The following is a 23,088-nucleotide window of genomic DNA, read 5'->3' on the forward strand; positions in this document are numbered from 1 at the left end:
GTGCTCGGCCGGTATTTTCGCCCCAACCTGCCCCGATCTTGGGCAGGTTATGGGCCGCTCACACGTCCTTCTTTGCGGGCTTGCGGGGGGCCGCCTTTTTGGGGGCAGCTTTCGGAGCCGCAGGCGGGGCCAAGGCTTCTGGATTGCGCAGCCAGACGTCGCGTTGGGCAAAGGGTATCTCTAGGCCTTCCTCGGCAAATCGGCGGGCGATTTCATGGTTGATATTGGTTGTCACTGACAATGAGTAATTCACGTCGCGCAAAATGGCCCGAATTTCAAAGTCCATCGAATCCGCCCCAAAGCCACGGAAGTGCACAGCTGGCGGCGGGTTGAGGATGACCAATGGTTCGGCTTCGGCAATTTCCCGCAATATCGCCTCGACCCGTTTGGTATCCGTGCCGTAGGCCACGCCGATTGGCACAATAATCCGGCCCGCCAAATTGCCTTTGGTCCAGTTTGTTACAGATGTAGAGATCAAGTCGGCGTTGGGAACGATCACGTCACGGCGGTCGAATGTTTCAACCCGCGTTGCACGCACCGAGATGTCGCGCACGACCCCCATGGTGCCGCCGACCTCGATCCAGTCCCCCTCCGAGATCGGGCGCTCGATCAGCAAAATTATGCCCGACACGAAGTTGGACACGATTGTCTGCAACCCGAAGCCGATGCCAACAGACAAGGCCCCCGCCACAATCGCCAAAGAGGACAGATCGATGCCGGCACTGGTAATCGCAATCACCGCGGCAAGGAAAATCCCGATATAGCCCGCCCCAGAGACCATTGCATTTCGCCCGCCGGTATCAAGTTTGGTACGGGGCAAAATCTGGGTTTTCAGCGTCCCTTGCAGCAACCGCGTCAACCCGTATCCAAGCGCGAACACAAAGGCGAATTTCAAGAAATCCACGGGTGAGATGCGGCTTTCGCCCAAGGGCACCCCTGCCGATATGATCGCCCAGGCTTCGCTAAGGTCCGTGACACGGGCCCCCCAGATCAGCGCCAGAACCGGCAGTGAACACAGCGCCAGCGCAAAACCGACCAACACCGGAATTAACCCAGTAGTGCCAGCGTCTTCCCCGCGGACCATCGCGTAGATATCGCGCACCAGCCGTTGCAAAATGGCGACCCCCGCCAAAAGGGCCAGCGTCAAATAGCTGGAGAAGACCAGCGCATTCCCTGCAAAAGTATAGCCGATTGCCGCAAGGATGGGGCCAACCACGGCGACAATACGCGCTGCCCGCCCCAAGTACCGCAAAATCAGCCCAGCGGAGGCATCCGTGGCCGAAAGCCCCGTCTCCGCCGTCTCGCTGTCCTCAAGCGCGCGAGCCTGCGCCATCGCAGCTGAGGCAATCATCAATTGCGCAATCCGGAACAAAAACAGCCCCGCCAATACGATCACCGGCAACCCCAGAACCGAAGCTGTGGTCTCCGAGATCAGGTCCATTTCCAGCAAACCCGAGACAGCAACATCCCCCGCCAGCAGCAATCCCGCAACATTGATCAGCAGGCGTATTTGCAGCCCCTGCCCGTCCGTCAGAACAAGCAGCGGATGCGGCGGATAGGCCGGAGGGGCCACTTGGCGGCCCAGCCAGCGCGCAATATAGGCAATCGTTGCAAAGGCGACTGCGATGTCCAACACAAGGCTGCCGACACTGCCGGTCAACTCACTGCGTTCAACGGCGTGGCGTAGCATCAACAGGCCGATCAACGGCAGACAGAGCGCCAGCAAGGACGTCAGGAACACCCCCACCCGAACACGCGCACGGCTGGCATGCCTGCTGCCACGCAACGCCGCGGTGGCGCGCTCTATCCAAGCACTGCCTCGGACAACGAAGGCGATCCCGACCAAGACCAAAACTGCAATCAGCGGCAAACTTCCCTTTAGCGTCTCGGATCGTAGCGGGGAGGCAAGATTGCTGTTCACTTCGGAGGTGATCTTACCGGTAATTCCAGCCAAAGAGATCGCCGCCTCGGGCCAAAGCGCGGGGTTTAAAGGTGTCGGGTTCAGCTCCAGAATTTGGTTTGTTTGACGGTCGCGCAGAATACTGTCCAAGCGCGAAACAAGACCATCCGCGCGGGCATGGGCTTCTTCAGCGCGGCGCACAGGAGCCGTTGCGGCCTCCAACTCGGTGTTGAGTTCTTTGCGGCGGGTTGCAATTTCCTCTGCCTCTTGCTGGCCATCGTCGGGCAGCGGGCCAAGCGCGGTTATTTGATCTTGCAGCGTCGATATCTGCTTGCTGTTGGTGCCTTGCCGTTGCGAAAACAGGTCACGCCATGATGTCAGCTGCGCGCGCAGGGATTGCAGACCTTCCACCGAGGCGCGATTGGCCTCCAGCACCTCATTGCTGCGCACCGCGTCGCGTTCCCATGCCGCGTAGTCAGGGCCACCCGAGCTGGTCGTAACAGCCTGCGCCATAGCCGGCCCCTGCCCTGACGTGGTGGCAAGGCACAGCGTCAGCGCAACAAGAAACGCGCGTAAAAGGGTCATGGCAATTTATTCCTGTTCAAACATATCCGGCATCGGCGTCGCGCCATTGGCCAGCCATTCGGGGTACGGCAGCCCTTTCTCTTTCAGGAACTCTGGATTCCAAAGCTTGGCTTGATACCGAGTCCCATAGTCGCACAGAACAGTCACAATCGTATGTCCCGGCCCCATGTCCTTGGCCATGCGAATAGCCCCTGCCACATTCACGCCAGATGAGGCGCCCAAGCACAGGCCTTCGTCCGCCAATAGGTCAAACACCACCGGCAAAGCTTCCTCGTCAGGGATCTGGTAGGTGTAATCCGGCGTGAAACCCTCAAGGTTCTTGGTAATGCGCACCTGCCCGATGCCCTCGGCAATGGAGCCTCCCTCCATGGTCAGCTCGCCTTTGGTATACCAGTCAAACAACGCGGCCCCCATTGGGTCGGCCAAACCGATCTTCACGCCTTTGGGCTGCAGGGCCATAGATGTCCCCGCCAATGTGCCACCAGACCCGACGGCGCAAATGAAGCCGTCAACCTTGCCGCCTGTTTGTTCCCAAATTTCGGGACCGGTGGTTTCTACATGCGCTTGGCGGTTGGCGACATTGTCGAACTGATTGGCCCAGATTGCGCCGTTTGGCTCGGTCTCATTCAGCTTCTTTGCCAAACGTTCGGAATAGCGAATAAAGTTGTTTGGCTTGCGGTAAGGGGCTGCGGGAACCTGCACCAACTCAGCCCCTGCCAGACGCAACATGTCTTTCTTTTCTTGGCTTTGGGTCTCTGGAATGACGATGACCGTCTTAAAGCCCATGGACGCACCAACAAGCGCCAAGCCGATGCCGGTGTTGCCCGCCGTGCCCTCAACGATTGTGCCGCCCGGCTTCAACGCCCCGGAGGCAATCGCGTCGCGAATGATATAAAGCGCAGGCCGGTCCTTCACCGACTGGCCCGGGTTCATAAACTCGGCCTTCCCCAAGATTTCACAGCCCGTCGCATCGCTGGCGGCATTCAAACGGATCAAGGGCGTGTTGCCCACCAAATCAGCTAGGTTTTTCGTGATGGCCATCTGCGGGCAACTCCTGTTCAACGCTGCGACAATAGATATGCGTCGGGGCGGCTGAACTCAAGCGCCGGATGCAGCGGAGCGAAGCCTCTCGCGTTCGCGCTCAAGGAACATCGCGCAGATCAACAACGGGCCGTTTTGCACCTCTCCGCTGCGCAGGGCGGACATAAGATCGCCGAAAGGGACCACCAAAGAACGAATGTCTTCCCCCTCACTTGGTAAACCACCAATCCCCGCGACCTCTGGCGGCAAATCCGCCAAGCCGATGTAGCAGTAAAGATATTCCATCAGCGCCCCGGGTGACGGGTAGTAATTGGCCGCAGGCAGCAATTCCTTCAAGGTTATTCCCGCCTCTTCAAATGCTTCGCGCCGCGCCGACATTTCCGGCGTTTCGCCGCCATCAATACGCCCCGCGATGGCTTCCAACCCCCATGGGTTCATGTCGCCACGCGCAAACGGAGCCGCACGGAACTGCTCGATCAACAACACGGTGTCGCGCAGGGGGTCGTAGGGCAGCACCACGGCTGCATCGACCGAAACGAAGACTTCGCGGTGAATAAGCTGCTCGCCACCGTCAAATCGCGGGTGGCGCAGGCTCAGCTCATCCATCGCAAAGAAGCGCGAATAGGGTCGGTTTTGCGCCTCCAGCGTGACGGCGTCGCGCCCAGCACCTTGGCGCAGCGCGTTGGGGATACGCTCCGCGCGGGCATTGACCCGCGACTGCGCCCGAGACCGGATCGAGCCAAGCTTGCCTTGCAGGGCGGAAAGAGTGGTTTGGCCAAACATCCCCATGATCTCATGGGCAGCCTCTCGGGTCATCGCCCCCTGAGAGCGTTGCCAGTCAGCCAAACACCATTCGGCCCCTTTGGAATACTGATCGCCTGTTGGCCGGTAAACCTGCGCGCCGCGCCCATCCGCCAACACAACAGGCTGCAAAGCGTAGCCATAGGGGGCCTCGTAGTAGTCAAGCCGCGCGACTTGTTGCGCCGTGAGCCCCTCCAACAGCAGCCCCTTAGCCTGATCCCCGACGGACGGTAGCAGCAATGGGAAACTCTCTCCTGCAGCGGTGAAAACCGCATGATCTTGCAGCACCACAGGTTGCGCATCTGCCACAGCACCCAGAACGATTTGCAGCAGGTCGGGGTCCGTGAGCGTGCCAAACAGCACAATCCCATCGGGCGATTTTACGGGGGGCATAGAGTTACTCGAATTTCCGGTGGGCCCATTCGGACGCAAGACCTCCAATGAACCCTCCCACCACAATCGTGACCAAAATATAGGGGTTCAACAGCAGCAGCGCATAGTCGAGCATCAGGGCGAATACATCGACCAATGCATCCATCGGGCCATCATATTGAAGGCGTCTCGACTTGGTGATCATCAAAGAAATCGAAAACACCAAAAGCACGGAAACAGTTGACACAACAATGGCATAGAAGCCGGAGTTCATGCTAACCCCGTAATTTTTTCCAACCAGTTTCCCCATAATGCGCCACCCGACGACCATCGGCACAAAGACGCAAACTTGCACCAGCCAGTTCAGCGGCTGCCCCTCCGGCATGGTGGCGCGCAGCATCTCCGCGACCAGATATCCGGTAACGGCAAACACGAAGGCTGCGACAAGTTTGGCGGAGGTGGGCATATGAACGTCTCGGCTTTGTGGTTCGGTGTCGGTGTTTCGCCCCAGTGTTCACTTCAAACCTTGCAGGCGCAAGAGGTCGCGGTGATTTTTTCTACGCCGCCCCATGCGCCCTGCCCCCCGAACTACCCGCGGGTTTTATACGCCTCCAGCGCCCGCTGCCGCCCCTGTGCCAGCCCCACAATCGGTTGAGGCGGATAGGCGTCCTCAAAGGATAACCCCCAAGACGCAGGGATGGCGCGAAAGTAGTCGCGCGCCTCCTCGCCGCAATCCGCATAGGCTTGCGCAAGATAGCGTGCACGGTAGCGCCGGTCTGGGTCAAACTTCTCGGCCTGCGTGTCGGGGTTGAACACACGAAAATAGGGCGAGGCATCCGGCCCGCATCCCGCAGACCATTGCCAGCCCATCGCGTTTGAAGCCGGATCCCAATCCAGCAAACACTGCGCGAACCACGCCTGCCCAATTTTCCAATGGGTCATCAGATGTTTGGTCAGGTAGGAGGCGACAATCATCCGCCCGCGATTGTGCATATAACCTGTCACATACAACTCTCGCATAGCAGCATCGACCAAGTGCACCCCCGTACGCCCCTGCGTCCACGCAACAACTTCGGGGGTCGTTTCATCAGTATTCCAAGGAAATGCGTCCCACTCCGCCCGCCAGTTTTCGGATATGATATGTGGCGTATGAAATGCCAGATGGTAGGCGAAATCGCGCCAGACCAATTCCTTCAAAAACACCTCTGCCCCTGACTGCCCCATGCTCAAGGACATCCGGCCCGCGTGAAAGCACATGCGCGGGGAGATTTCGCCGTAAGTCAGGTTCTCGGATAGCATCGAGGTTCCACGTATCCCCATTTGGTCACGGGCCAAAGCATACTCCGGTAGCGCCAAATCGATGAACTCTGCCAATCTGGCCTGCGCGGCCGCTTCGCCGACCACCACATGTTTGGACAAGATGCGCATCCCGCGCTGCATCCCTGCCCCCATGCCCCAAGTGGATATATCCTCGGACGCGGGCCAGTGCGATGGCGCCGGTAAGGCCCGCACCGCTGGCACGCAGGGGGCCAGATCACGCCCGCGCACGGCCTTCCACATCGGCGTAAAAACTTTGTAGTAGCCGCCTGTTTTGGTCTGCACGGACCATGGCTCGAACAAGACATGCCCCGCAAAGCTATGCGCCGCTACGCCTTGGGCTTTGAGGCTGCTCTTGACCGCCGTGTCGCGGGCAATCGATGCCGGATCATAGCCGCGGGACCACCACACAGCCCCTGCACCGGTTTCTGCGATCAGCTCCTTCAACACATCCAAAGCAGGCCCACGCCGCAACACCAAATCAGAGCCGATCCCTTGCAAGACCTCTTGAAAATGGGACACAGCCAGCCCCATCCGCCATTTCGGTGCGGCCCCTAGGCCGTCAACGGCCTCGTCATGGATAAACACGGGAATAACGGGTCGCCCCGTCTGGGCCGCTTGCGACAGCCCTTCGTGGTCCGACAGGCGCAAATCGCGGCGCATCCAAAACAAGATCGCAGATTGGGTCATCGGGAGAGGGATATCATGGTCATACCTGCCAAAGAGGACAGGCAATGCGGGCCTTTGTCCAGATGGAAACACCCAAAACACCCCGCCCAATAAGAAAAAGCCCCGATACAAAGACCGGGGCTTTCAAAGAGTTTATGATCTGGTCGATCTATTCAGCGGCTTCTGCACCGGCAGTCGTTGGAATGCCTGCCAGTTCACGTTTGCCATCGTTGTAAATGGCCTTTACCAGCGCCAGACACATCAACACCATCACCACCGAGAAGGGCAAAGCCCCGATCACCATGGCCGTTTGAATGGCTGATGTCCCACCAGAGATCAGCAAGCCTGCAACCACCAAACCGAGGGCTGCGCCCCAGAAAATGATATGCGGACGTGCTTTTGGACCTTCGTCGCCAGCCGCGTTGATTGTGTTCACGATCAGCACCGCAGAGTCAGCAGAGGTGACAAGGAACGTCATCAGCAGCACAACAATCAGCAATGCCATACCCCACGCCAAAGCCTCGGCAATCGGGGCCAGCATGAACTCGGTCATCGCAAAGATTTTGTCGCCATTCGCCGCATCAAAGATCACGCCACCGGCACCGCCATTGAGCTCCAGATCGATTGCTGTGCCACCGGCCCAAGCGAACCACACAAAGCACATCAACGCAGGAACGATCATCGCGCCCAACACGAATTCGCGAATTGTCCGCCCGCGCGAGATCCGCGCAAGAAACAAGCCCACGAAAGGTGCAAAAGCAATCCACCAAGCCCAGTAGAATACGGGCCACCAGCCCTGCCACTGCGCCAGCTTGAAGGCTTCGGAGCCCTCTACGCCGTCCGAGCTGAATACGTTGAAGCTTAGGTATGGCAACGCCACAACATAGTCCCAAACGCCCAAGACCATCGCCGTTGCCCCAAACCAGGTTGCGCCGAAGATGATGAAGAAGCCCAAAAGCACGATGGACAGCACCATGTTGATGTTGGACAGCCATTTGATGCCTTTACCAACGCCAGACAGCGCCGACAGGGTCGAGGCCCCCATGATCACCAAGATAGCCACGATAACACCCACAGTCGTCGCGTTGCCTGAAATGCTGTCACCAGCCGCATTCACCGCGTCAGGCCCATGTGCCAAACCGCCAATGCCGATACGTGTCAGACCCGCTACGAATTGCTCAACACCAAACCCTAGGGTCTGTGCAACGCCCAAGATCGTGGCCACAACAGCTACGATATCGATGAGGTGCCCAAGCTTGCCCGACAAGCGGCTGCCAAAGAGTGGCGTCAGCGACGAACGGATCGTCAGCGGCAGGCCGCGACGGTAGCTAAAGAACGCCAAAGACAGGCCCGCAATCGCATAACATGCCCATGCCCCGAAGCCCCAATGCAGGAACGACCACTTGTAGGCCATGCGCACATTGTCCTCAGTGCCACCATTGGTGATCCCCATGATTGTCTCGGGGTTGGACCCGAAGTGCGTAACCGGCTCGGCCACCGCCCAAGTCAACATGCCGACACCGATACCGGCACCAAACATCATCGAGAACCAAGAGAAGTTTGAAAACTCTGGGCCTTCGCCCTCTTGACCAAGGTTCATTCGTCCTGCGGTAGGCCAGATCGCCAAACCGATACACACAATCACAAACAGGGCGACGACCCAGATGTACCATGCGGCGAAATTGCCAAGGATGAAGGCATTCAGACCGTTCAATACGGCGCCCGACTCCGTTGGCCAGAAGATGGCCCAGACGACCAAGGCGCTGATAATCACTTTACTTATGACGGTCACATCTAAGCTGAACCCATGATAAAAACCGCCTTCGGCGGTCTTGATCGGAAGTTCAGTCAATGGTGGTTTCACTGACATATTGTTTTCCCTGTTTTATTTTTTAGTGTGCGCAGTAGGCTACGGGCGATCGTTAATACAGGCCAGCCAAATGCGACACATTCGGCCAGTAAAGCGCCCAATACCGACCTAAACGAGGTTGTGAGCACGAAATCGGCTTTGCCTTCACAAAGCCGATTGCGCAAGTTCGGGCAAAAAGCCGCTGATTAAGCGTTCACGTCAACGACGACCCGCCCCTTCACTTGCCCCTTTAGGATGTCTTTGCCCAAAGCAGGCAAATCTGAAAGCGTCGCCGGTTGCACCATGGCCTCCAGCTTGTCCATCGGCAGATCTTTGGCGATCCGTTGCCACGCCCGCAGGCGGTTGTCGTAGGGTTGCATTACACTATCGATGCCCAGCAAGTTCACCCCGCGCAACAAGAACGGGATTACAGTTGCAGGCAGCCCTGCCCCGCCCGCAAGTCCAACCGCCGAGACGGATGCGCCGTATTTCATCTGACCCAGTAGACGAGCAAGCATTTCGCCCCCCACCGCGTCTACGCAGCCCCCCCAAGTTTCGGCCTCTAACGGGCGCTTGGTGGTCTCGTTCAACTCATCTCGCGCAACGATCTGGGTCGCACCCAGGCTCGTCAGGTAGTCGGCCGTTTCAGGGCGGCCCGTGACCGCTGCCACGTCATGGCCAAGGTTGGCCAAAATTGCCGTCGCCACGGACCCAACACCACCTGCGGCCCCCGTTACCAAAACAGGGCCATCTTTGATGCCGTGATCTTCCAGCGCCATAACTGCCAACATCGCGGTAAAGCCTGCGGTTCCCACGGCCATCGCTTGGCGGGTGTCCAAACCATCTGGCAAAGGCACCAGCATGTCCGCTTTCACGCGGGCCTTCTGGGAATAGCCGCCCCAATAGGCCTCGCCCACACGCCAACCGGTTAGAACCACCTTGTCGCCCGCTGCGTAGCGGTCATCGCTGGAGGCCTCTACGGTGCCGGCGAAATCAATACCCGGAACATGGGGATAGTTACGCACCAAGCCGCCCCCGGGGCCAATGCAAAGCCCGTCTTTATAATTCACGGTGGAGTATTCCACGGCGACGGTCACTTCACCCTCTGGCAAGCGGTCCTCGCCGATTTTCTGGACCGAGGCGCTGGTTTTGCCGTCTTCGTCCTTCTCGACGATCAGTGCGTTAAACATGTATTTTCTCCATTATATCCAGAATTTTTCATGGACTGTCGCGGTGCGCAGCCCGTCTTGTGTGTCAACTTGTACCTTGGTGCCTTCGTTCCAATGCGTCATCCGCACCATCCCGATCGCAACATTGGTGTCAAAATCCGGGCTTTTCGCAGCCGAGGTCACCTGACCAATGACATTGCCCTTCTCAACGATCCGCCACAGCCGGTCGCAGGGGGGCAAATCCCCCTCAAAGCTAAGAGCGCGGATTTGCTTGACCGGCCCCTCCTTGGCGACCCGCAGCAAAGCGTCGCGTCCTACGCAGCCAATCGCCGCTTGGGTCGAGCAGAATTTGCCCAAACCACATTCATGCGGTGTGTTATCGCGGGTCATGTCATTGCCGTAAGACAACAGCCCGCCTTCGATGCGCTCAATTGCACTGGGGCATCCCGCATGGACGTCTAAGTCCTTGCCCGCCTCCATCAAGGCATTCCACAAGGGCATGCCGTTCTGAGAACCTTCAACGTAGACCTCAAACCCGCCTTGCTTGGAGTAGCCGGAGCGCGCCACCAACATCATCTGGCCCTGAAAGTTGAAGTACCCATAGCGGAAGAACCGCAGATCCTTCACGCTGTCGCCAAACACGCGTGCGGCCAACTCATCGGCCTTCGGGCCTTGAATAGCAAGCGGCGACACATCCGGCTCATCCACGATAACGTCAAGATATAGGGCGTGGGCCAACCCCTTGATCCACAGTAATAAATCGCTGTCCGCGATGGATACCCAATAGCGATCATCCGACAACATCAGGGCCACCGGATCATTCAGCATCCCGCCCGTACCATCGACCACTGGCACATAGTAGCACATGCCCGGCAGCATCCCACGCAGGTCGCGCGGGGTCAGCATTTGCATCAGGCGCCCCGCATCCGGTCCGCGCAGTTCCACCTGCCGCTCGCAAGACACATCCCAAACCTGCACCGCAGACTTCAGGTGCCGGTAGTCCTCTTCCGCCGAACGAAAGACGCTCGCCAACAGCATATGGTTGTAAACGGTGTATCCTTTGACGCCAGCCGCCTCTACCCCGTCTGAAAACGGTGTGCGGCGCACGCGGCGCGAGGGTGTGATCGATGCCATGTGTTAGTCCTCTTCACCTAGAAAAACCAGATCTGTATCGCCAATCCTTTGCCCCGCCGCAGTGAGCATCGCGTGGATTTGCCCGCGGTGGTGGGTCTGATGATTGAAGAAATGCGTGATGCAAAGCTCGACCGGCTTGCAAAACTCTTGGTTGGCCACAACAGAATGATAGGTTAGCGGCCCCACAAGATCGATTTGTTTCAAAGACTTGGACCACCGCTTTATCCGCGCGTCTGTGCGCATCCGGTCGTCCAGATACATCTGCAAGTCTTCATGGAGATGCACACTATAGGCCGGTCCCCCTTCGGGGCCAATTCCGCCGTCCAAGCGTGACATCCACAGCTTGTCGCCCCACAACAAATGGTTCGCCGTCGCAAAGATCGAGCCAAAGAACGACTTTCGATCTTTGCGCAGCTCCGCCGCGGGCATGGATTTAAACACCTCCATCTGCCCACGGTTTTGCCAAGCGTTGTAGCGCGCCATTACACGGCAGTAGTCAACCGTAATCATTTCGGAGCCGGTCCGCCCCAATCGATCTGACAAATCTCGGCCGAGCGACCGTCGAAATCCCAAACCCGACCGTAGGCGCGCACTTTGCCTTTGTTGGCTGTGGCAACGGTGATGTTTTCGCCCATCCAATATTCGGTGTTGGTGATGACCATCTCCTTGCCATCCTTGCCCGCCACTGGGACAACCTCGCCTTGGATCTTTTTGCCAACCATCAAACGGCGTGCGTTGCCTTCAGTGGTGAAGGAGACAGGCGCGCGTTCGGCCCCCAAAAACTCCCCGACCAGCATGCTGAACAGCCCAGTTGTGCCGCGTGCCGCGCCCGACAGGATTGCCACCAAACCGTCATAGGCCGCCTCGGAGACCTGATCGTCAATATAGGCTGCAGCCTTCCAATTGCCGCGCCCCATGTTGCCTGGAATATCCATCAGCATGCCAACGGCTGTGCCGGATAGATCTTCATCACCGTAGTTGCCTTCGTCGATGCGGATGCCCAGCCAAGCTTGGCAATAGCCTTCGGTAGGCGGGTGCTTGCCCAAGGACACCACGCAGGGGCAAAACACCGTGCAGTTACAGTTGAGGATCAACTCCCCCTTGATGGTCCATGGAACAGTTCCAAGTTTTTGGTCGTCTAGCGCCATTGTGTTTTCCTTCACTTAAATCGCATTCAAGAGGGTCCACGCCCCTGCCAACAACAGGAGGCCCCCCAGTGGTTTCGTTATAAATCGGCCAAGATCGGGCAGCTTTTCCAGCACCATGATCACCGTTGCCAGCCCCATGAAGCCCACGCTCATCACGCCGCCAACAAAGGCCAAAAGCATCAACGCCCAGCAGCACCCCAAGCACACAATCCCAAGGCGCATGCCGTTGCGCCAAGGGCCTTCATCGAAATGTTGCATGAAAAAGGTCATCGGCTGGCGGCACTTGCTTAGGCAGGCCTCTTTGAGCGGCGAAAACTGGTAGCCCCCCGCCATTATCAACAAGGCGCCGGACAGGCCAGCCGACAGGCTGCTGCCAAAGGCGCCAATCAGTTCCGCTTGGAACAAGATCAGCTGCACCCCTGCTGCCAAAACCGAAAACCCGAGCCAGACTGCAAGGTAGCCGGATACCAATTTGGCAAAATTCACATTGTCGCTGACATGTGACAGGTCATCATAGGTCGCCAATGCTGGCAAAACCGTGGGGGCCATCATCGCCGCAGACATCAACGACCACATGAGCACCATCCGGATATATCCGGCAGCATCCGGTGTGATCGTGCAAAGGCTCACCCAGAAATCGCGGCCGTAGGTCTGCTCCATCATTCGCAGCTCTGGTGGAATCGACATTGCATATAGCACCGACCAAGACGCCAGAATGAGCCCGAAAAGCGCAAGCCAATGCACTCCTGACATTGCTCTGATCCGATCTGACCACATCTGCGTTGCGACTCCTGTTCAGCGTGTTAGGTTAAATTGTCAGACTTTTATTTGTCTGACAATTGATTTTTAGGTAAACCTGATGAAAAAAAGTTCAAACCACAGTGCAAACCCCCGTGGGGACTTGTCCGCACAAATCGCCGCTTCGATCCGTGACGCCATTATTGCAGGCGAGTTGATTGTGGATGACCGCCTTCCTTCCGAGACCGAATTATCCGAGCAATTCGAGGTCTCTCGGCCAACAGTTCGCGAGGCATTGAAACGCCTCGCCGCCCAAGCCTTGATCCGCACACAGCGCGGGGCCACTGGGGGCGCATTTGTAAATCACATAAAATATGCGGAAGCCTATGATCAGCAGATCACCACCTCGACATTGCTGCTATCAATGAATGATATCTCCATCGTGACCGCCTGCGAAGCCCGCTACGCGCTTGAGCGCGCCTGCACCCCCCTGTCCGCCGCGCGCCGCAGCGCCGATCACCTCGCGACGATGCGCGCAGAAATGCACCGGCAGTCCCAACCAGGGTTGAGCGATGAAGCCTTCTGCGCCTCTGATGTGGCCTTCCACCGCGCCTTGGTCGACGGGGCCCAAAACCCCGTGATGTCTTACCAGCTGGCCGGTGCGGTTGAGGCGATGCAGCCGTTGATGAATATGATCACCTTCACCGCGCGCTCTCGTGAGCGGATCGTGGAGCTTCATGGTCAGATCGCAGATGCGCTTGAGGCCCAAAACGGAGAAGATGCCGACGCCGCCCTGATCGCGCTGGAGGCATATACCGTGTCATTGGCAAAAGATGTGCTGGAGGCGCGAAAAGCCCGCGGCTAGCGACGCCAGACGCCAAAATCGCATTGAAAAAAGTGGCAAGATTTAATGCCACGGCAAATATGCAGGCCAAATCTGCCCCCGATCGCACCACGGAGATTGTAACTCCCCGCACCTCCTCCTATATATGAGATGTCTCTTCGGGGACTATGGACATAAACGCGCTCGTAATAAGCGGATCGGACTCGGGGGCGGTACCCGACGACTCCACCAAAACTCCCTCGTTTGGGGACCATGGGGTCGAAATAGGATCGACGGACGTCTAAAGGGGTTTGCTTTGTCTCGGTGAGTTACCACCGATATCGGTACACTTAAGCTAGTTGCAAACGACAACAAAGCTCCAATGGCGATGGCTGCGTAAGCAGTCGGAACTATTGAAAACTTAAGTCCTCTCGCCTAGCAGCGTTTGGCGGGGTTTGCAGGTACCTGGCAACAGAAACCTGCGCTAACCTCTACACAAATCACTTAAGCAACGGCCCGCAAGCCACTAAAATTGCACCCAAATCTCAATTCGACAAAACCGGCAAGCCGCCGTGATGCTGTTGCGAGAGCATGATGTCTTTGATGGGGCCCGCCTGCGCAACTGCTCGGCCCGCCGCAATCACAGGCCGGACCAGCGTCTTGCAGGGACGCCTGTGGGCATTGTTGAGGTCCTTTAGGTGCCTTTCGCGGTCTTGACGCCGCCCAGATCACAAGGCACCATATGCTTATGGGGTTTCTGCGACACCTCGTGAGGCGCCAGCCGAATGATCGCACCCTTTCGCCACTAACATACGGGGTGCTTTACCATGTCTGGCTTTTCTGAAATCTCACCATCCGCCTTAATGCGCTTGATCGGCACCGCTGATGCGCCGACCATTCTGGACGTCTGCATCGATGACGACTTTGCCGAGGATCCGCGGCTGATCCCCACCGCTCAGCGCTGGCCACATCGCAAAATCAAAGCCTATGAAGGCAGCGGACCGGTTGTGGTTGTCTGCCAAAAAGGCCTGAAGCTTAGCCATGGGGCCGCCGCCATTTTGCGCGCCAAAGGCATTCGGGCCGAGGCCTTAGAGGGCGGAAATTATGCGTGGCGCGACGCGGGGCTTCCCTTGACCCCCGCCGGTGTCATCCCCGCGCCCCTATGGGTTACACGCCATCGCCCCAAAATTGACCGCATCGCCTGCCCTTGGTTGATCCGCCGCTTCATAGACCCTGCGGCGCAGTTCATGTTTGTGCCACCGGCGCAAGTGATCAACGTGGCAGAAAAATTTGACGCCACCCCATTTGATGTAGAAGGCGCCCCCTTCGGGCATCAAGATGATCTGTGCAGCTTTGACGCCATGCTGAGCACCTTCAAACTTGACACACCCGCCCTGCAGCGAATGGCGAAAGTGATACGTGCCGCTGATACGAACTCGCACGACCTTGCCCCAGAAGCCGCCGGTCTGCTGGCGCTTTCAGTAGGTTTATCAAGACAATACAAGGACGACACCGCGCAGCTGGAAGCTGGCATGGCGCTCTATGACGCGCTCTATCGTTGGGCGCGAGATGGTCAGGGGGAAACTCACGCATCCGCGGGCGCGCGCACGTGATCGGCTACACGGAGATGACCCGCGTGTTTGGGCGTATCGGATTGCTGTCCTTTGGCGGCCCCGCAGCCCAAATCGCCCTGATGCACAAGGAGTTGGTCGAAGACCGGCCTTGGTTGACCGAGGCGCAATTTTTGCGCGCCTTGTCTTTCTGCATGCTCTTACCCGGGCCGGAAGCGATGCAAATGGCCACCTATTCGGGCTGGCGCATGCGCGGCATGTTGGGAGGATTGCTTGCGGGTTTGCTGTTTGTGATCCCCGGGGCTTTGGTGATCATGCTGCTGGCCTTGGCCTATGGCCTCTACGGGCAACTTCCTTTGGTTCAATCGCTGTTCTTGGGCGTGAAAGCCTGCGTTGTGGTGATCGTAATCCAAGCCTTGATAAAGGTGGCCAAGAAAGCGCTTAAGGGCCCGATATATTACGCCATTGCGGTGGCTAGTTTTCTGGCATTGTTCACCCTCAACGCCCCGTTCCCATTGGTGATTGCTGTGGCGGCAGTGATTGGCGCTTTGGTGCTGACCGGAACCACGGAAGAGACCGCCTCCGCGCCGCTGCCCTCGCCCGTCCAAACCCTGAAAACCATCGCCCTTTGGTTGGTCATCTGGTTTGCCCCCATTGCAGTTTTGGCGCTGATCGCTCCGGGGATATTGACGGAGATGGCGCGGTTCTTCTCTACCCTTGCGGTGGTGACATTTGGCGGGGCCTATTCGGTTTTGGCCTATATGACGCAAGCTGTGGTGGGTGATTTTGGCTGGTTAACGACCGCCCAGATGGTCGATGCACTTGGCTTGGCCGAAACCACGCCCGGGCCGCTAATCCTTGTGACGCAATTTGTGGCCATGGTTGCGGGCTTTGAGGCCGGAGGCACCGGCTTGGCCCTGATCGCAGGCGGGGTCACGCTTTGGGTCACCTTTGCACCGTGCTTCTTGTGGATATTCGCCGGTGCGCCCTACATTGACCAATTGGCCCATATGCCCCGCCTTTCTGGTGCCCTAAGCGCCATCACCGCAGCTGTGGTCGGAGTGATCGCCAACTTGGGCCTTTGGTTTGCTGGCGCAGTTTTTGTGGATGCTTCGGTCATCGATCCGATTGCTGTGGTGATAGCGCTGGTCTCGGCGGTGCTTTTGCTTTGGCGCAAGTGGGATATGTTAATCGTGTTGCCCATTTCTGCGGCACTTGGTCTGCTTTTGGTCGGGGTGGCGTAAGCTCCCCTTTCCCTCACCACCGAATCCGCGCATGCTATAGACCACGTCAAATACCCGGGGGCGAAAGAACATGTCCGACACAATCGACTATGGCAACAAAATGCACCGCGCCATGCGTGGACTAATTGCCGAGCTGTTGGAAGATGTTGGCACGAACGGCCTGCCCGGAGAGCACCATTTCTTCATCACCTTTGACACCCGCCACCCAGACGTCGAAATGGCCGATTGGCTGTTTGATCGTTACCCGTCGGACATGACAATTGTGGTGCAGCATTGGTTCGACAATCTCATCGTCACACCGGACGGCTTTCAGATCACCCTGAACTTCGGCGACAATCCCGAGCCGCTGGCGATCCCTTTCGACGCGATCCGTACCTTTGTGGACCCGTCAGTGGAATTCGGCCTGCGCTTCGAGAGCCAAGACGAAGAGGATGACGACGGCGAGCACGAGGTGGTGGAGCTACCGGACATGGATTTGGCCGAAGCGCTTGATCTGGACACCGCCGACACGCCTGAGGACGCCACCGACGAGAAAGAAACACCGTCAAAAGAAGCGGAAGTCGTCTCGCTGGATGCCTTCCGCAAAACCTGATCCTACCGCAGCGGCAACGCTGCTAGATCAACCAAATGCGCCTCTGCCTTGTGGCAAAGCTCAATGTCGGCGGCATGCAATGTCATGAAGTTTTTCTTCAAAATCAAAATGCTACCCCACTCAACTAAAGAAACATCTGCGCCACCATCGCCGGATCGTCGCGCAGCAAGATACGGTTGGAGTGCGTCAGCCGGTCAAACTCATCAATGACTTCAGGCGGAATGCCGTCATCTTCGCCGGCATAGCTCTCCACCTTGGCGTTGATATAGGGTTGGGTGTCTTCAAGGATCAGACCTAAATCTGCGAAATGGGCGTTCTGGGCGCTCAGCTGCTTTGCCAATTTCGCCATCAAAGCGACATTGCTGCTGATACACGCATCGCGATCCGCCTCGACAGGTAGGTTCTTTAGGCGCGCAACAATTGAATACATGTAGATAAGAAAGCCAAAGCGTTAGATAAAATAAGAGGCCCTCGACAAGCGGTTAGGCCTAATTTTCGTGTCTTAAACCATTGTTAGCGCAACCTTGATCTAACCTCCAATTGTAATAACGGCTACGCCCCGCTACATCGTGGTGCAAACTTGCTTTGGAGGACCCACCATGACCGCGACCCGCACCGAGACCGACAGCTTTGGCCCCCTAGAGGTTCCAGCCGACAAATACTGGGGCGCGCAGACGCAACGCTCGATCATGAACTTTCCGATCGGCTGGGAACGTCAGCCGGTGGCCATCGTGCGTGCCTTGGGGGTGATCAAGAAAGCCGCCGCCACCGTGAATTTGGAATTTGGTGATCTGGACGCGAAACTGGCCCCAGCCATGCAGCAGGCCGCCCAAGAAGTGATCGACGGAAAATTCGACGACAACTTTCCCTTGGTGGTCTGGCAAACAGGGTCCGGCACGCAATCCAACATGAACTCCAACGAGGTGATTTCCAACCGCGCGATTGAAATCATGGGCGGCGTGATGGGCTCCAAGACCCCTGTTCACCCCAACGATCACTGCAACATGGGCCAATCGTCGAACGACACATTCCCAACGGCCATGCACGTCGGCATCGGCATGGTGGCCCGTGACACCCTGCTGCCGGGCCTGCGCAAACTGCACGCTGCTTTGGAGGCCAAATCAGAGGAATTCAAAGACATCATCAAGATCGGCCGCACGCACACCCAAGACGCGACACCACTGACCTTGGGCCAAGAATTCGGCGGCTACGCGCATCAGATGAAAAAGGGCATTGAGCGGGTCGAAGCCTGCCTGCCCGACATCTACGAGTTGGCGCAAGGCGGCACTGCTGTGGGCACCGGCCTGAACACACGCAAAGGCTTTGCCGAGAAGGTCGCCGCAGAAATCGCCGAGATCACCGGCCTGCCTTTCGTCACTGCGCCCAACAAATTCGAAGCACTGGCGGCGCATGACGCGATGGTCATGTTCTCAGGCGCGTTGAAAACAGTTGCGGCCTCCATGTTCAAAATCGCCAACGACATGCGGTTGCTGGGCTCCGGCCCGCGTTCGGGTCTGGGCGAGTTGATCTTGCCAGAGAACGAGCCTGGCTCTTCCATCATGCCGGGCAAAGTGAACCCGACACAAGCGGAAGCGCTGACAATGGTCTGCGCCCATGTCATGGGCAATGACGCGGCTGTGGGGTTCGCCGGATCGCAAGGCCACTTCGAGCTGAACGTCTACAACCCGATGATGAGCTACAATGTCATCCAATCCATGCAATTGCTGGGCGACGCGGCAGGCAGCTTTACCGACAACATGGTGGTGGGCACATTGGCCAACGAGGAGCGGATCGAAAAGCTGATGCAAGAATCCTTGATGCTGGTGACCGCCTTGGCGCCGACCATCGGCTACGACAACGCCACCAAGGTTGCAAAGACGGCACATAAGAACGGCACAACGCTGAAGGAAGAAGCCATCAACCTAGGTTTGGTAGATGAAGAGACCTTCGACCGCGTGGTTCAGCCGAAAGACATGATCGGTCCCAAATGAAGCCAATCAACCTGAACCAGAAACGCAAGGAAAAGGCCCGTGCAGATAGCCGCGCACGGGCTGACGCCAATGCTGTGAAGTTTGGGACGCCGACCAGCTTGCGTAAGTTGGACGCACAGAAAAAGGCCATCGAGGTTACCCGCCTCGATGGCCATAAGCGCGACCCATGAGCCGCCCTGTAAAACGCTCTCTGACGTTAAAGGGCCACCGAACATCCGTATCGCTTGAGGATGAATTCTGGGTGGAGTTCCGGCGTATCGCAGCGCAAGCTGGGCGCCCCATCAATGATCTGGCAGCTCAGATCGACGGGGACCGCGGCACCGACATTGGCTTGGCCTCCGCGATACGCCTGTTTGTACTCAAAGACTTGAAGTCGTCCTAGGCCACCCGCTTCATCAAATTGGTAAACGGGGTGGTGTAGGTCCGCTTGATCCGCACGACGTTGCGATGCGCGGACTTCTCATGCTTGAGGCTCTGCATTTCGGTGAAATCTGCACTGAAAAGCTCCATCAGATCTTCGCGTTCCAACCGAGAGACGGGTTTCTCAAGTCGCCTTCCGTTGCGGATGTTGCGTTTCAAGGCTGGAATAGCAACGCGAATTTCTGGCATCCACGTGAAGCTCAGCGTGTTGCGCGCGGCTTTAGTAAGATTATCAATGTTCGTCATGGCAGACTTCCCCTTTTGGTAGGATGTAACAAATTTGCCATAAACTCCAAAAATGCGAAGGGGGAAGGAAAAACGATTTTCCCCAAAACTGAAGGTTTTCCCCATTAGAAAAATTCAAACCATTGTTTCTATTATGTTTACCTCAATGTAATGGCGCCTTCGTTTCCCAGTTCACCCAACGTCAACGCCTTGTAAATAAGGCAAATCTAATAAAATAGCCGTGAGAAAACCGAAACAATTCCATTAAAATGAGGTAGATTATTCATGTTAACCAAAACTGAATAATTAATAATTCGAATCTCTTTTGCGCCGCCAAGACCAAATTCGCCCCACCGAAAAAACAAAAAATGCCAGCAGTAACGCCGCCCCAACAAACGTTAACAACCACAGCCCGATAGATACCGCCACATGCCGCTTCAACGGCAAGTCAATCGCAATGGTTTGACTATCGGCGCGCCACAGAACCGTCACGCGGTCGCCTTTGCGAAAGTCATATCGCTGCGAGCCGCGTTTCACGCTCATCACCCGTTCTTGTCCGCCTGGATCGGTGAACTCCACTCGCGGCAGGAAGGTAAGGAAGTTGTCCGATGGCGAATTGCGAATACTGCGCATTTCGACAACCCGCCCTGAAACCTGCGCACCGTCACGCGACATGTTCCAGATGATCCGGTCGACATTGCCCACAAAGATCAGCAACACCCCCACCACCAGAAACCCGCAGATGGTCAACCAAGACTTGGGAGGCCGCGCAGTTGCTTTAGTCATGATCTGTCCTTTTGCTGACCTTCAACCAGATCCCGTCCTTGGAGCGAACGGTCAAATGCGCCACGGGCACGGGCCTGTGTTCGGTTGTCTCAAACCGGAAATTGCGCACAAGCATCGACAATAGCAACGGGCCTTCAACCATTGCGAAGCCTGCTCCTGTGCACACTCGTGGCCCACTGGAAAACGGGATGAACGCATCCCGCATACATTGTTTTCCATTGTCCGTTTCCCACCGTGTCGGATCAAACCCATCTGGGTTATCCCACAGGCGCTCATGTCGGTGCAAATGCCACGGCGAAATCACCACCTGCGCCCCGGGTTTGATCTCACGATCACGGAAGGTTTCGGGACATTTGCTTTCCCGCACCATCATCGGAACTGGGGGATACAGGCGCAATCCTTCGCGAAACACATCGCGCGACAGACGCAACTTCGACATCACCTTAAAGTCACATCCTGCATCCAGCGCTTTGGCCTCTTCGGCCAGCTTGTCCTGCCAGTCGGGAAACATCGCCAACAGGTAAAGCGTCCACGCAAGCGCAGATGCACTGGTTTCATGACCCGCCAGAAAAAAGATGGCGACTTGGTCCACCATCTCTTCGGTGGTGAAGGTTTCGCCGGTTTCGGGGTCTACGGTGGTCATGATCTTGGTCGCCAGATCATCAGGTGCTGTGCCAGCAGTAATTTGCGCCATGCGCGCTTCGGTCAGTTGCGTGATCAACCCGCGTATGGATTTCGCAGTTTGCTTGGTTTGAGGCCGAAACAGGCGCGGCATCCATTTCGGGCCCTTCACAAAGGCCGCGAGATTCAAGATGGGCTGGGTGCGTTGATAGGCGCGAAATTCGGAGAACACAGCCTGTGCGATACGGTCCTCAATGGGGATAGAGAACAATGTGCGAAAAATCACATCGGCGGCGGCGAAGCTGGTGATCTCTTCGACCTCTTTCACCCCGTCTTCCAGCCTTGCGGTGGCGGCTTCCCCAGCTTGCCACATCGCGGGGAATGTATCGCGCAGGCGCCCGCCTTCAAATGCGGGGTCGATGATGCGGCGCTGCCGCTCCCATGTTTCCCCATTTGTCAAAAACACAGAGTTCCCAAGCAGCGGTCGCAGCCCCGCCCCGATGCGGTCGGATTTGGGAAAGTCCCGCGGACGCTGGTTTAACACCGTCTTCACCAAGGAGGGCTGATTGATCATATAGCTGCGAAAAAAGGGCGTCTTAAACTGCGCCATCCATGCGCGGTACAATTTCGCCGGCTGCGCAGACAAGATGTCTTGTCGAAACAGCCGCACATATTTCAGCAGCGAAACCTTCTCAGGGCGTGAGGGGGGCTTGGGTGGGATCATAACATGCTTGTATAGCCAGAGGCCGCCACATCAATACGAGAGTGCGACTGACGCCGGTTGCGATAGCGGTCATTCAGCGAGATCGGTCCAGCCGTGATCTGGAAGTAATCATAGTGTTGCGGGCGATCAAAAGCGCAAAGGTACTGAAAATGCAGCCGGAAAAAGCGCCAACGCAGCTCTTTCCACCGCTCCGGAGACAGCGTTTGGGTGAACGCCGTGGAAAACACCAACGGCCATTTCTTGTTTTTCGGCTCCACACCTGACACCGACACCGGATCACAAAGCGCAAAAGCACATCCGTCCCCGGGGGCAGTGATATCCACCCAAGTGAGCGCTTCGCTGGCAGATAAATCATGTAGATCGCGCCGCAAACGGTCGGCTTTGGGCAAGAAGGACACCATCGGCACCACTTGGCCAAGGCTCAGGAAGGCCAGCTTCGGGCCAGCGTCGGGCACCCGACCTGCGCGGATCAAATCCGCCAGAATGGACACCGACAAATGCGCACCAGAGGAATGCCCCACCACCAGCACCTCGTCCACATCTTCCGTTAAGGCCTGTGCAATCTCCTCGCCGAACTCTGACATCCGGTCTTCCAACGCGGGTGGGTTTTCCCCCATCCAACGGGCGGTATAGGCAAAATCATGCATCAAATAATAGGCGAAGAACTTGCCGTCCTTGGCTTGGAACCAGCGTAGGATGTAGGTTGTGACCGCCGCCCAGACGCCAAAATACAGGATCAAGCCAACCCCAGTTACCCCATAAAACAAGAGCGTCTGTAAGGTCATTGGCCACTGGTTGACCCACTGCCCTAAGTTGAGAAAATCGATCACCACAAACAAGGTGACCCCCATCAGCGCCGCCAAGCCCCACACCACAAGTTTTGACACGAAAGAGCCAGCCACCAAAGCCACCAACAATTGCAGCAACAGCATTCCAATCGGGTAAAGCGCCGCGATGATCGGCCCCTTGCGCAACCGCATCAGGTTGAACAGCGCGCGCGTCGAGATATAGGTAAAGGCCGTGCGCAGCAGCTGCATATAGGTGGCAGGGATTGTGTTCGACATGCTGTCGCGCACAATGTCGGACCACACCAGCACGTCAACCTGCGCATCGGTCCGCTTGCCATCAATCTGGCTGGAGGCGTGCCACCCATATGGGCCTTCGCCAGTTTTTGGTTTTAAATCAATATTGTAACCCGAAATTCTCGCTTGCTCGGTGCCCTCTTTACGGTAGAGTTCGCGGTAGCGCCGAGGATGGATCGGATCGTAACCGGGGATGTAGAAGACCCGCCGCTTTTTCACATTTTGCACTTGGTTTAACTCGTCCACTTTTTCCATATCCGCACGTTAGCTTGCGTATCTGGCAAAA

23 protein-coding genes and 1 other RNA gene are annotated in these 23,088 nt (G+C 57.2%); 8 read left to right on the top strand and 16 right to left on the bottom strand.

Features of this window, described 5'->3' with window-relative positions; translation table 11 throughout:
- Positions 1 to 58: 58 nt before the first annotated feature.
- The 11 genes from Q0746_RS01680 to Q0746_RS01730 all read right to left on the bottom strand — a co-directional run bounded on the left by Q0746_RS01680 (position 59) and on the right by Q0746_RS01730 (position 12,738).
- Positions 59 to 2,485: a DUF3772 domain-containing protein gene (locus Q0746_RS01680; protein ID WP_298256562.1), complete on the bottom strand. Its 2,427-nt coding sequence runs from the start codon at positions 2,483 to 2,485 to the stop codon at positions 59 to 61.
- 6 nt (positions 2,486 to 2,491) lie between these two features.
- A complete protein-coding gene (locus Q0746_RS01685) occupies positions 2,492 to 3,526 on the bottom strand; it encodes a cysteine synthase A (RefSeq protein WP_298256564.1) in 1,035 nt (344 codons plus the stop codon).
- A gap of 57 nt (positions 3,527 to 3,583) precedes the next feature.
- On the bottom strand, positions 3,584 to 4,720 hold the full coding sequence (locus tag Q0746_RS01690; RefSeq protein ID WP_298256565.1) for an NUDIX domain-containing protein: 1,137 nt from the start codon (positions 4,718 to 4,720) through the stop codon (positions 3,584 to 3,586).
- A 4-nt stretch (positions 4,721 to 4,724) separates the two neighbouring features.
- The gene (locus tag Q0746_RS01695; RefSeq protein ID WP_298256567.1) at positions 4,725 to 5,165 is read right to left on the bottom strand and encodes a TrgA family protein; all 441 of its coding nucleotides are present in this window, start codon (positions 5,163 to 5,165) and stop codon (positions 4,725 to 4,727) included.
- Positions 5,166 to 5,287: 122 nt separating this feature from the next.
- A complete protein-coding gene (locus tag Q0746_RS01700) occupies positions 5,288 to 6,706 on the bottom strand; it encodes a deoxyribodipyrimidine photo-lyase (RefSeq protein ID WP_298256569.1) in 1,419 nt (472 codons plus the stop codon).
- 148 nt (positions 6,707 to 6,854) lie between these two features.
- Positions 6,855 to 8,555: a BCCT family transporter gene (locus tag Q0746_RS01705; RefSeq protein WP_298256570.1), complete on the bottom strand. Its 1,701-nt coding sequence runs from the start codon at positions 8,553 to 8,555 to the stop codon at positions 6,855 to 6,857.
- A gap of 185 nt (positions 8,556 to 8,740) precedes the next feature.
- On the bottom strand, positions 8,741 to 9,724 hold the full coding sequence (gene acuI, locus Q0746_RS01710) for an acryloyl-CoA reductase (RefSeq protein ID WP_298256573.1): 984 nt from the start codon (positions 9,722 to 9,724) through the stop codon (positions 8,741 to 8,743).
- Between the two features lie 12 nt (positions 9,725 to 9,736).
- Positions 9,737 to 10,837: a dimethylsulfoniopropionate demethylase gene (locus Q0746_RS01715; RefSeq protein ID WP_298256575.1), complete on the bottom strand. Its 1,101-nt coding sequence runs from the start codon at positions 10,835 to 10,837 to the stop codon at positions 9,737 to 9,739.
- 3 nt (positions 10,838 to 10,840) lie between these two features.
- Positions 10,841 to 11,347, bottom strand: coding sequence for a DinB family protein (locus tag Q0746_RS01720; protein ID WP_298256577.1), 507 nt, complete (start codon positions 11,345 to 11,347; stop codon positions 10,841 to 10,843).
- Complete coding sequence (locus tag Q0746_RS01725; protein ID WP_298256578.1) at positions 11,344 to 11,985, bottom strand: DUF1326 domain-containing protein; 642 nt, start codon at positions 11,983 to 11,985, stop codon at positions 11,344 to 11,346. Before Q0746_RS01725 ends, Q0746_RS01720 begins: the two co-directional genes overlap by 4 nt.
- A 15-nt stretch (positions 11,986 to 12,000) precedes the next feature.
- A complete protein-coding gene (locus Q0746_RS01730) occupies positions 12,001 to 12,738 on the bottom strand; it encodes a DUF2182 domain-containing protein (RefSeq protein ID WP_298256580.1) in 738 nt (245 codons plus the stop codon).
- A 106-nt stretch (positions 12,739 to 12,844) separates the two neighbouring features.
- Between Q0746_RS01730 and Q0746_RS01735 the strand changes: the two genes are divergently transcribed.
- The 5 genes from Q0746_RS01735 (at position 12,845) to Q0746_RS01755 (ending at position 16,953) form a co-directional block, all read left to right on the top strand.
- The gene (locus Q0746_RS01735; RefSeq protein ID WP_298256582.1) at positions 12,845 to 13,588 is read left to right on the top strand and encodes a GntR family transcriptional regulator; all 744 of its coding nucleotides are present in this window, start codon (positions 12,845 to 12,847) and stop codon (positions 13,586 to 13,588) included.
- A 92-nt stretch (positions 13,589 to 13,680) separates the two neighbouring features.
- Positions 13,681 to 14,032, top strand: a transfer-messenger RNA (tmRNA) gene (gene ssrA / locus Q0746_RS01740).
- 341 nt (positions 14,033 to 14,373) lie between these two features.
- Entirely contained in the window at positions 14,374 to 15,159 is a 786-nt protein-coding gene (locus Q0746_RS01745; RefSeq protein WP_298256584.1) for a sulfurtransferase/chromate resistance protein, read from the top strand.
- A gap of 14 nt (positions 15,160 to 15,173) precedes the next feature.
- Entirely contained in the window at positions 15,174 to 16,361 is a 1,188-nt protein-coding gene (gene chrA / locus Q0746_RS01750) for a chromate efflux transporter (protein WP_298258020.1), read from the top strand.
- 70 nt (positions 16,362 to 16,431) lie between these two features.
- Positions 16,432 to 16,953: a ClpXP protease specificity-enhancing factor SspB gene (locus tag Q0746_RS01755; RefSeq protein WP_298256586.1), complete on the top strand. Its 522-nt coding sequence runs from the start codon at positions 16,432 to 16,434 to the stop codon at positions 16,951 to 16,953.
- Positions 16,954 to 17,077: 124 nt separating this feature from the next.
- On the opposite strand, the gene Q0746_RS01760 is transcribed toward Q0746_RS01755, so the two are convergent.
- Entirely contained in the window at positions 17,078 to 17,383 is a 306-nt protein-coding gene (locus Q0746_RS01760; protein ID WP_298256588.1) for a hypothetical protein, read from the bottom strand.
- Between the two features lie 169 nt (positions 17,384 to 17,552).
- On the opposite strand from Q0746_RS01760, the gene fumC reads away from it, so the two are divergent.
- Genes fumC through Q0746_RS01775 form a run of 3 tightly spaced genes read left to right on the top strand, consistent with a single transcriptional unit; the run spans position 17,553 to position 19,326 of the window.
- A complete protein-coding gene (fumC, locus tag Q0746_RS01765) occupies positions 17,553 to 18,944 on the top strand; it encodes a class II fumarate hydratase (protein WP_298256590.1) in 1,392 nt (463 codons plus the stop codon).
- Positions 18,941 to 19,114 (top strand): DUF4169 family protein, encoded by a 174-nt coding sequence (locus Q0746_RS01770; protein ID WP_298256591.1) that lies wholly within the window; start codon positions 18,941 to 18,943, stop codon positions 19,112 to 19,114. Before fumC ends, Q0746_RS01770 begins: the two co-directional genes overlap by 4 nt.
- Entirely contained in the window at positions 19,111 to 19,326 is a 216-nt protein-coding gene (locus Q0746_RS01775; RefSeq protein ID WP_298256592.1) for a ribbon-helix-helix domain-containing protein, read from the top strand. The genes Q0746_RS01770 and Q0746_RS01775 overlap by 4 nt, the downstream gene beginning before the upstream one ends.
- Here Q0746_RS01775 and Q0746_RS01780 read toward each other — a convergent pair.
- The 4 genes from Q0746_RS01780 to Q0746_RS01795 form a co-directional block, all read right to left on the bottom strand.
- The gene (locus Q0746_RS01780; protein ID WP_298256594.1) at positions 19,323 to 19,610 is read right to left on the bottom strand and encodes a hypothetical protein; all 288 of its coding nucleotides are present in this window, start codon (positions 19,608 to 19,610) and stop codon (positions 19,323 to 19,325) included. The genes Q0746_RS01775 and Q0746_RS01780 overlap by 4 nt on opposite strands.
- Positions 19,611 to 19,895: 285 nt before the next feature.
- Entirely contained in the window at positions 19,896 to 20,375 is a 480-nt protein-coding gene (locus tag Q0746_RS01785; RefSeq protein ID WP_298256596.1) for a DUF3592 domain-containing protein, read from the bottom strand.
- On the bottom strand, positions 20,368 to 21,720 hold the full coding sequence (locus Q0746_RS01790; RefSeq protein ID WP_298256598.1) for a cytochrome P450: 1,353 nt from the start codon (positions 21,718 to 21,720) through the stop codon (positions 20,368 to 20,370). Before Q0746_RS01790 ends, Q0746_RS01785 begins: the two co-directional genes overlap by 8 nt.
- Positions 21,717 to 23,057: a hypothetical protein gene (locus tag Q0746_RS01795; protein WP_298256600.1), complete on the bottom strand. Its 1,341-nt coding sequence runs from the start codon at positions 23,055 to 23,057 to the stop codon at positions 21,717 to 21,719. The genes Q0746_RS01790 and Q0746_RS01795 overlap by 4 nt, the downstream gene beginning before the upstream one ends.
- Positions 23,058 to 23,088 lie beyond the last annotated feature (31 nt).

The organism is uncultured Litoreibacter sp., from assembly GCF_947487515.1.
GTDB lineage: Bacteria > Pseudomonadota > Alphaproteobacteria > Rhodobacterales > Rhodobacteraceae > Litoreibacter.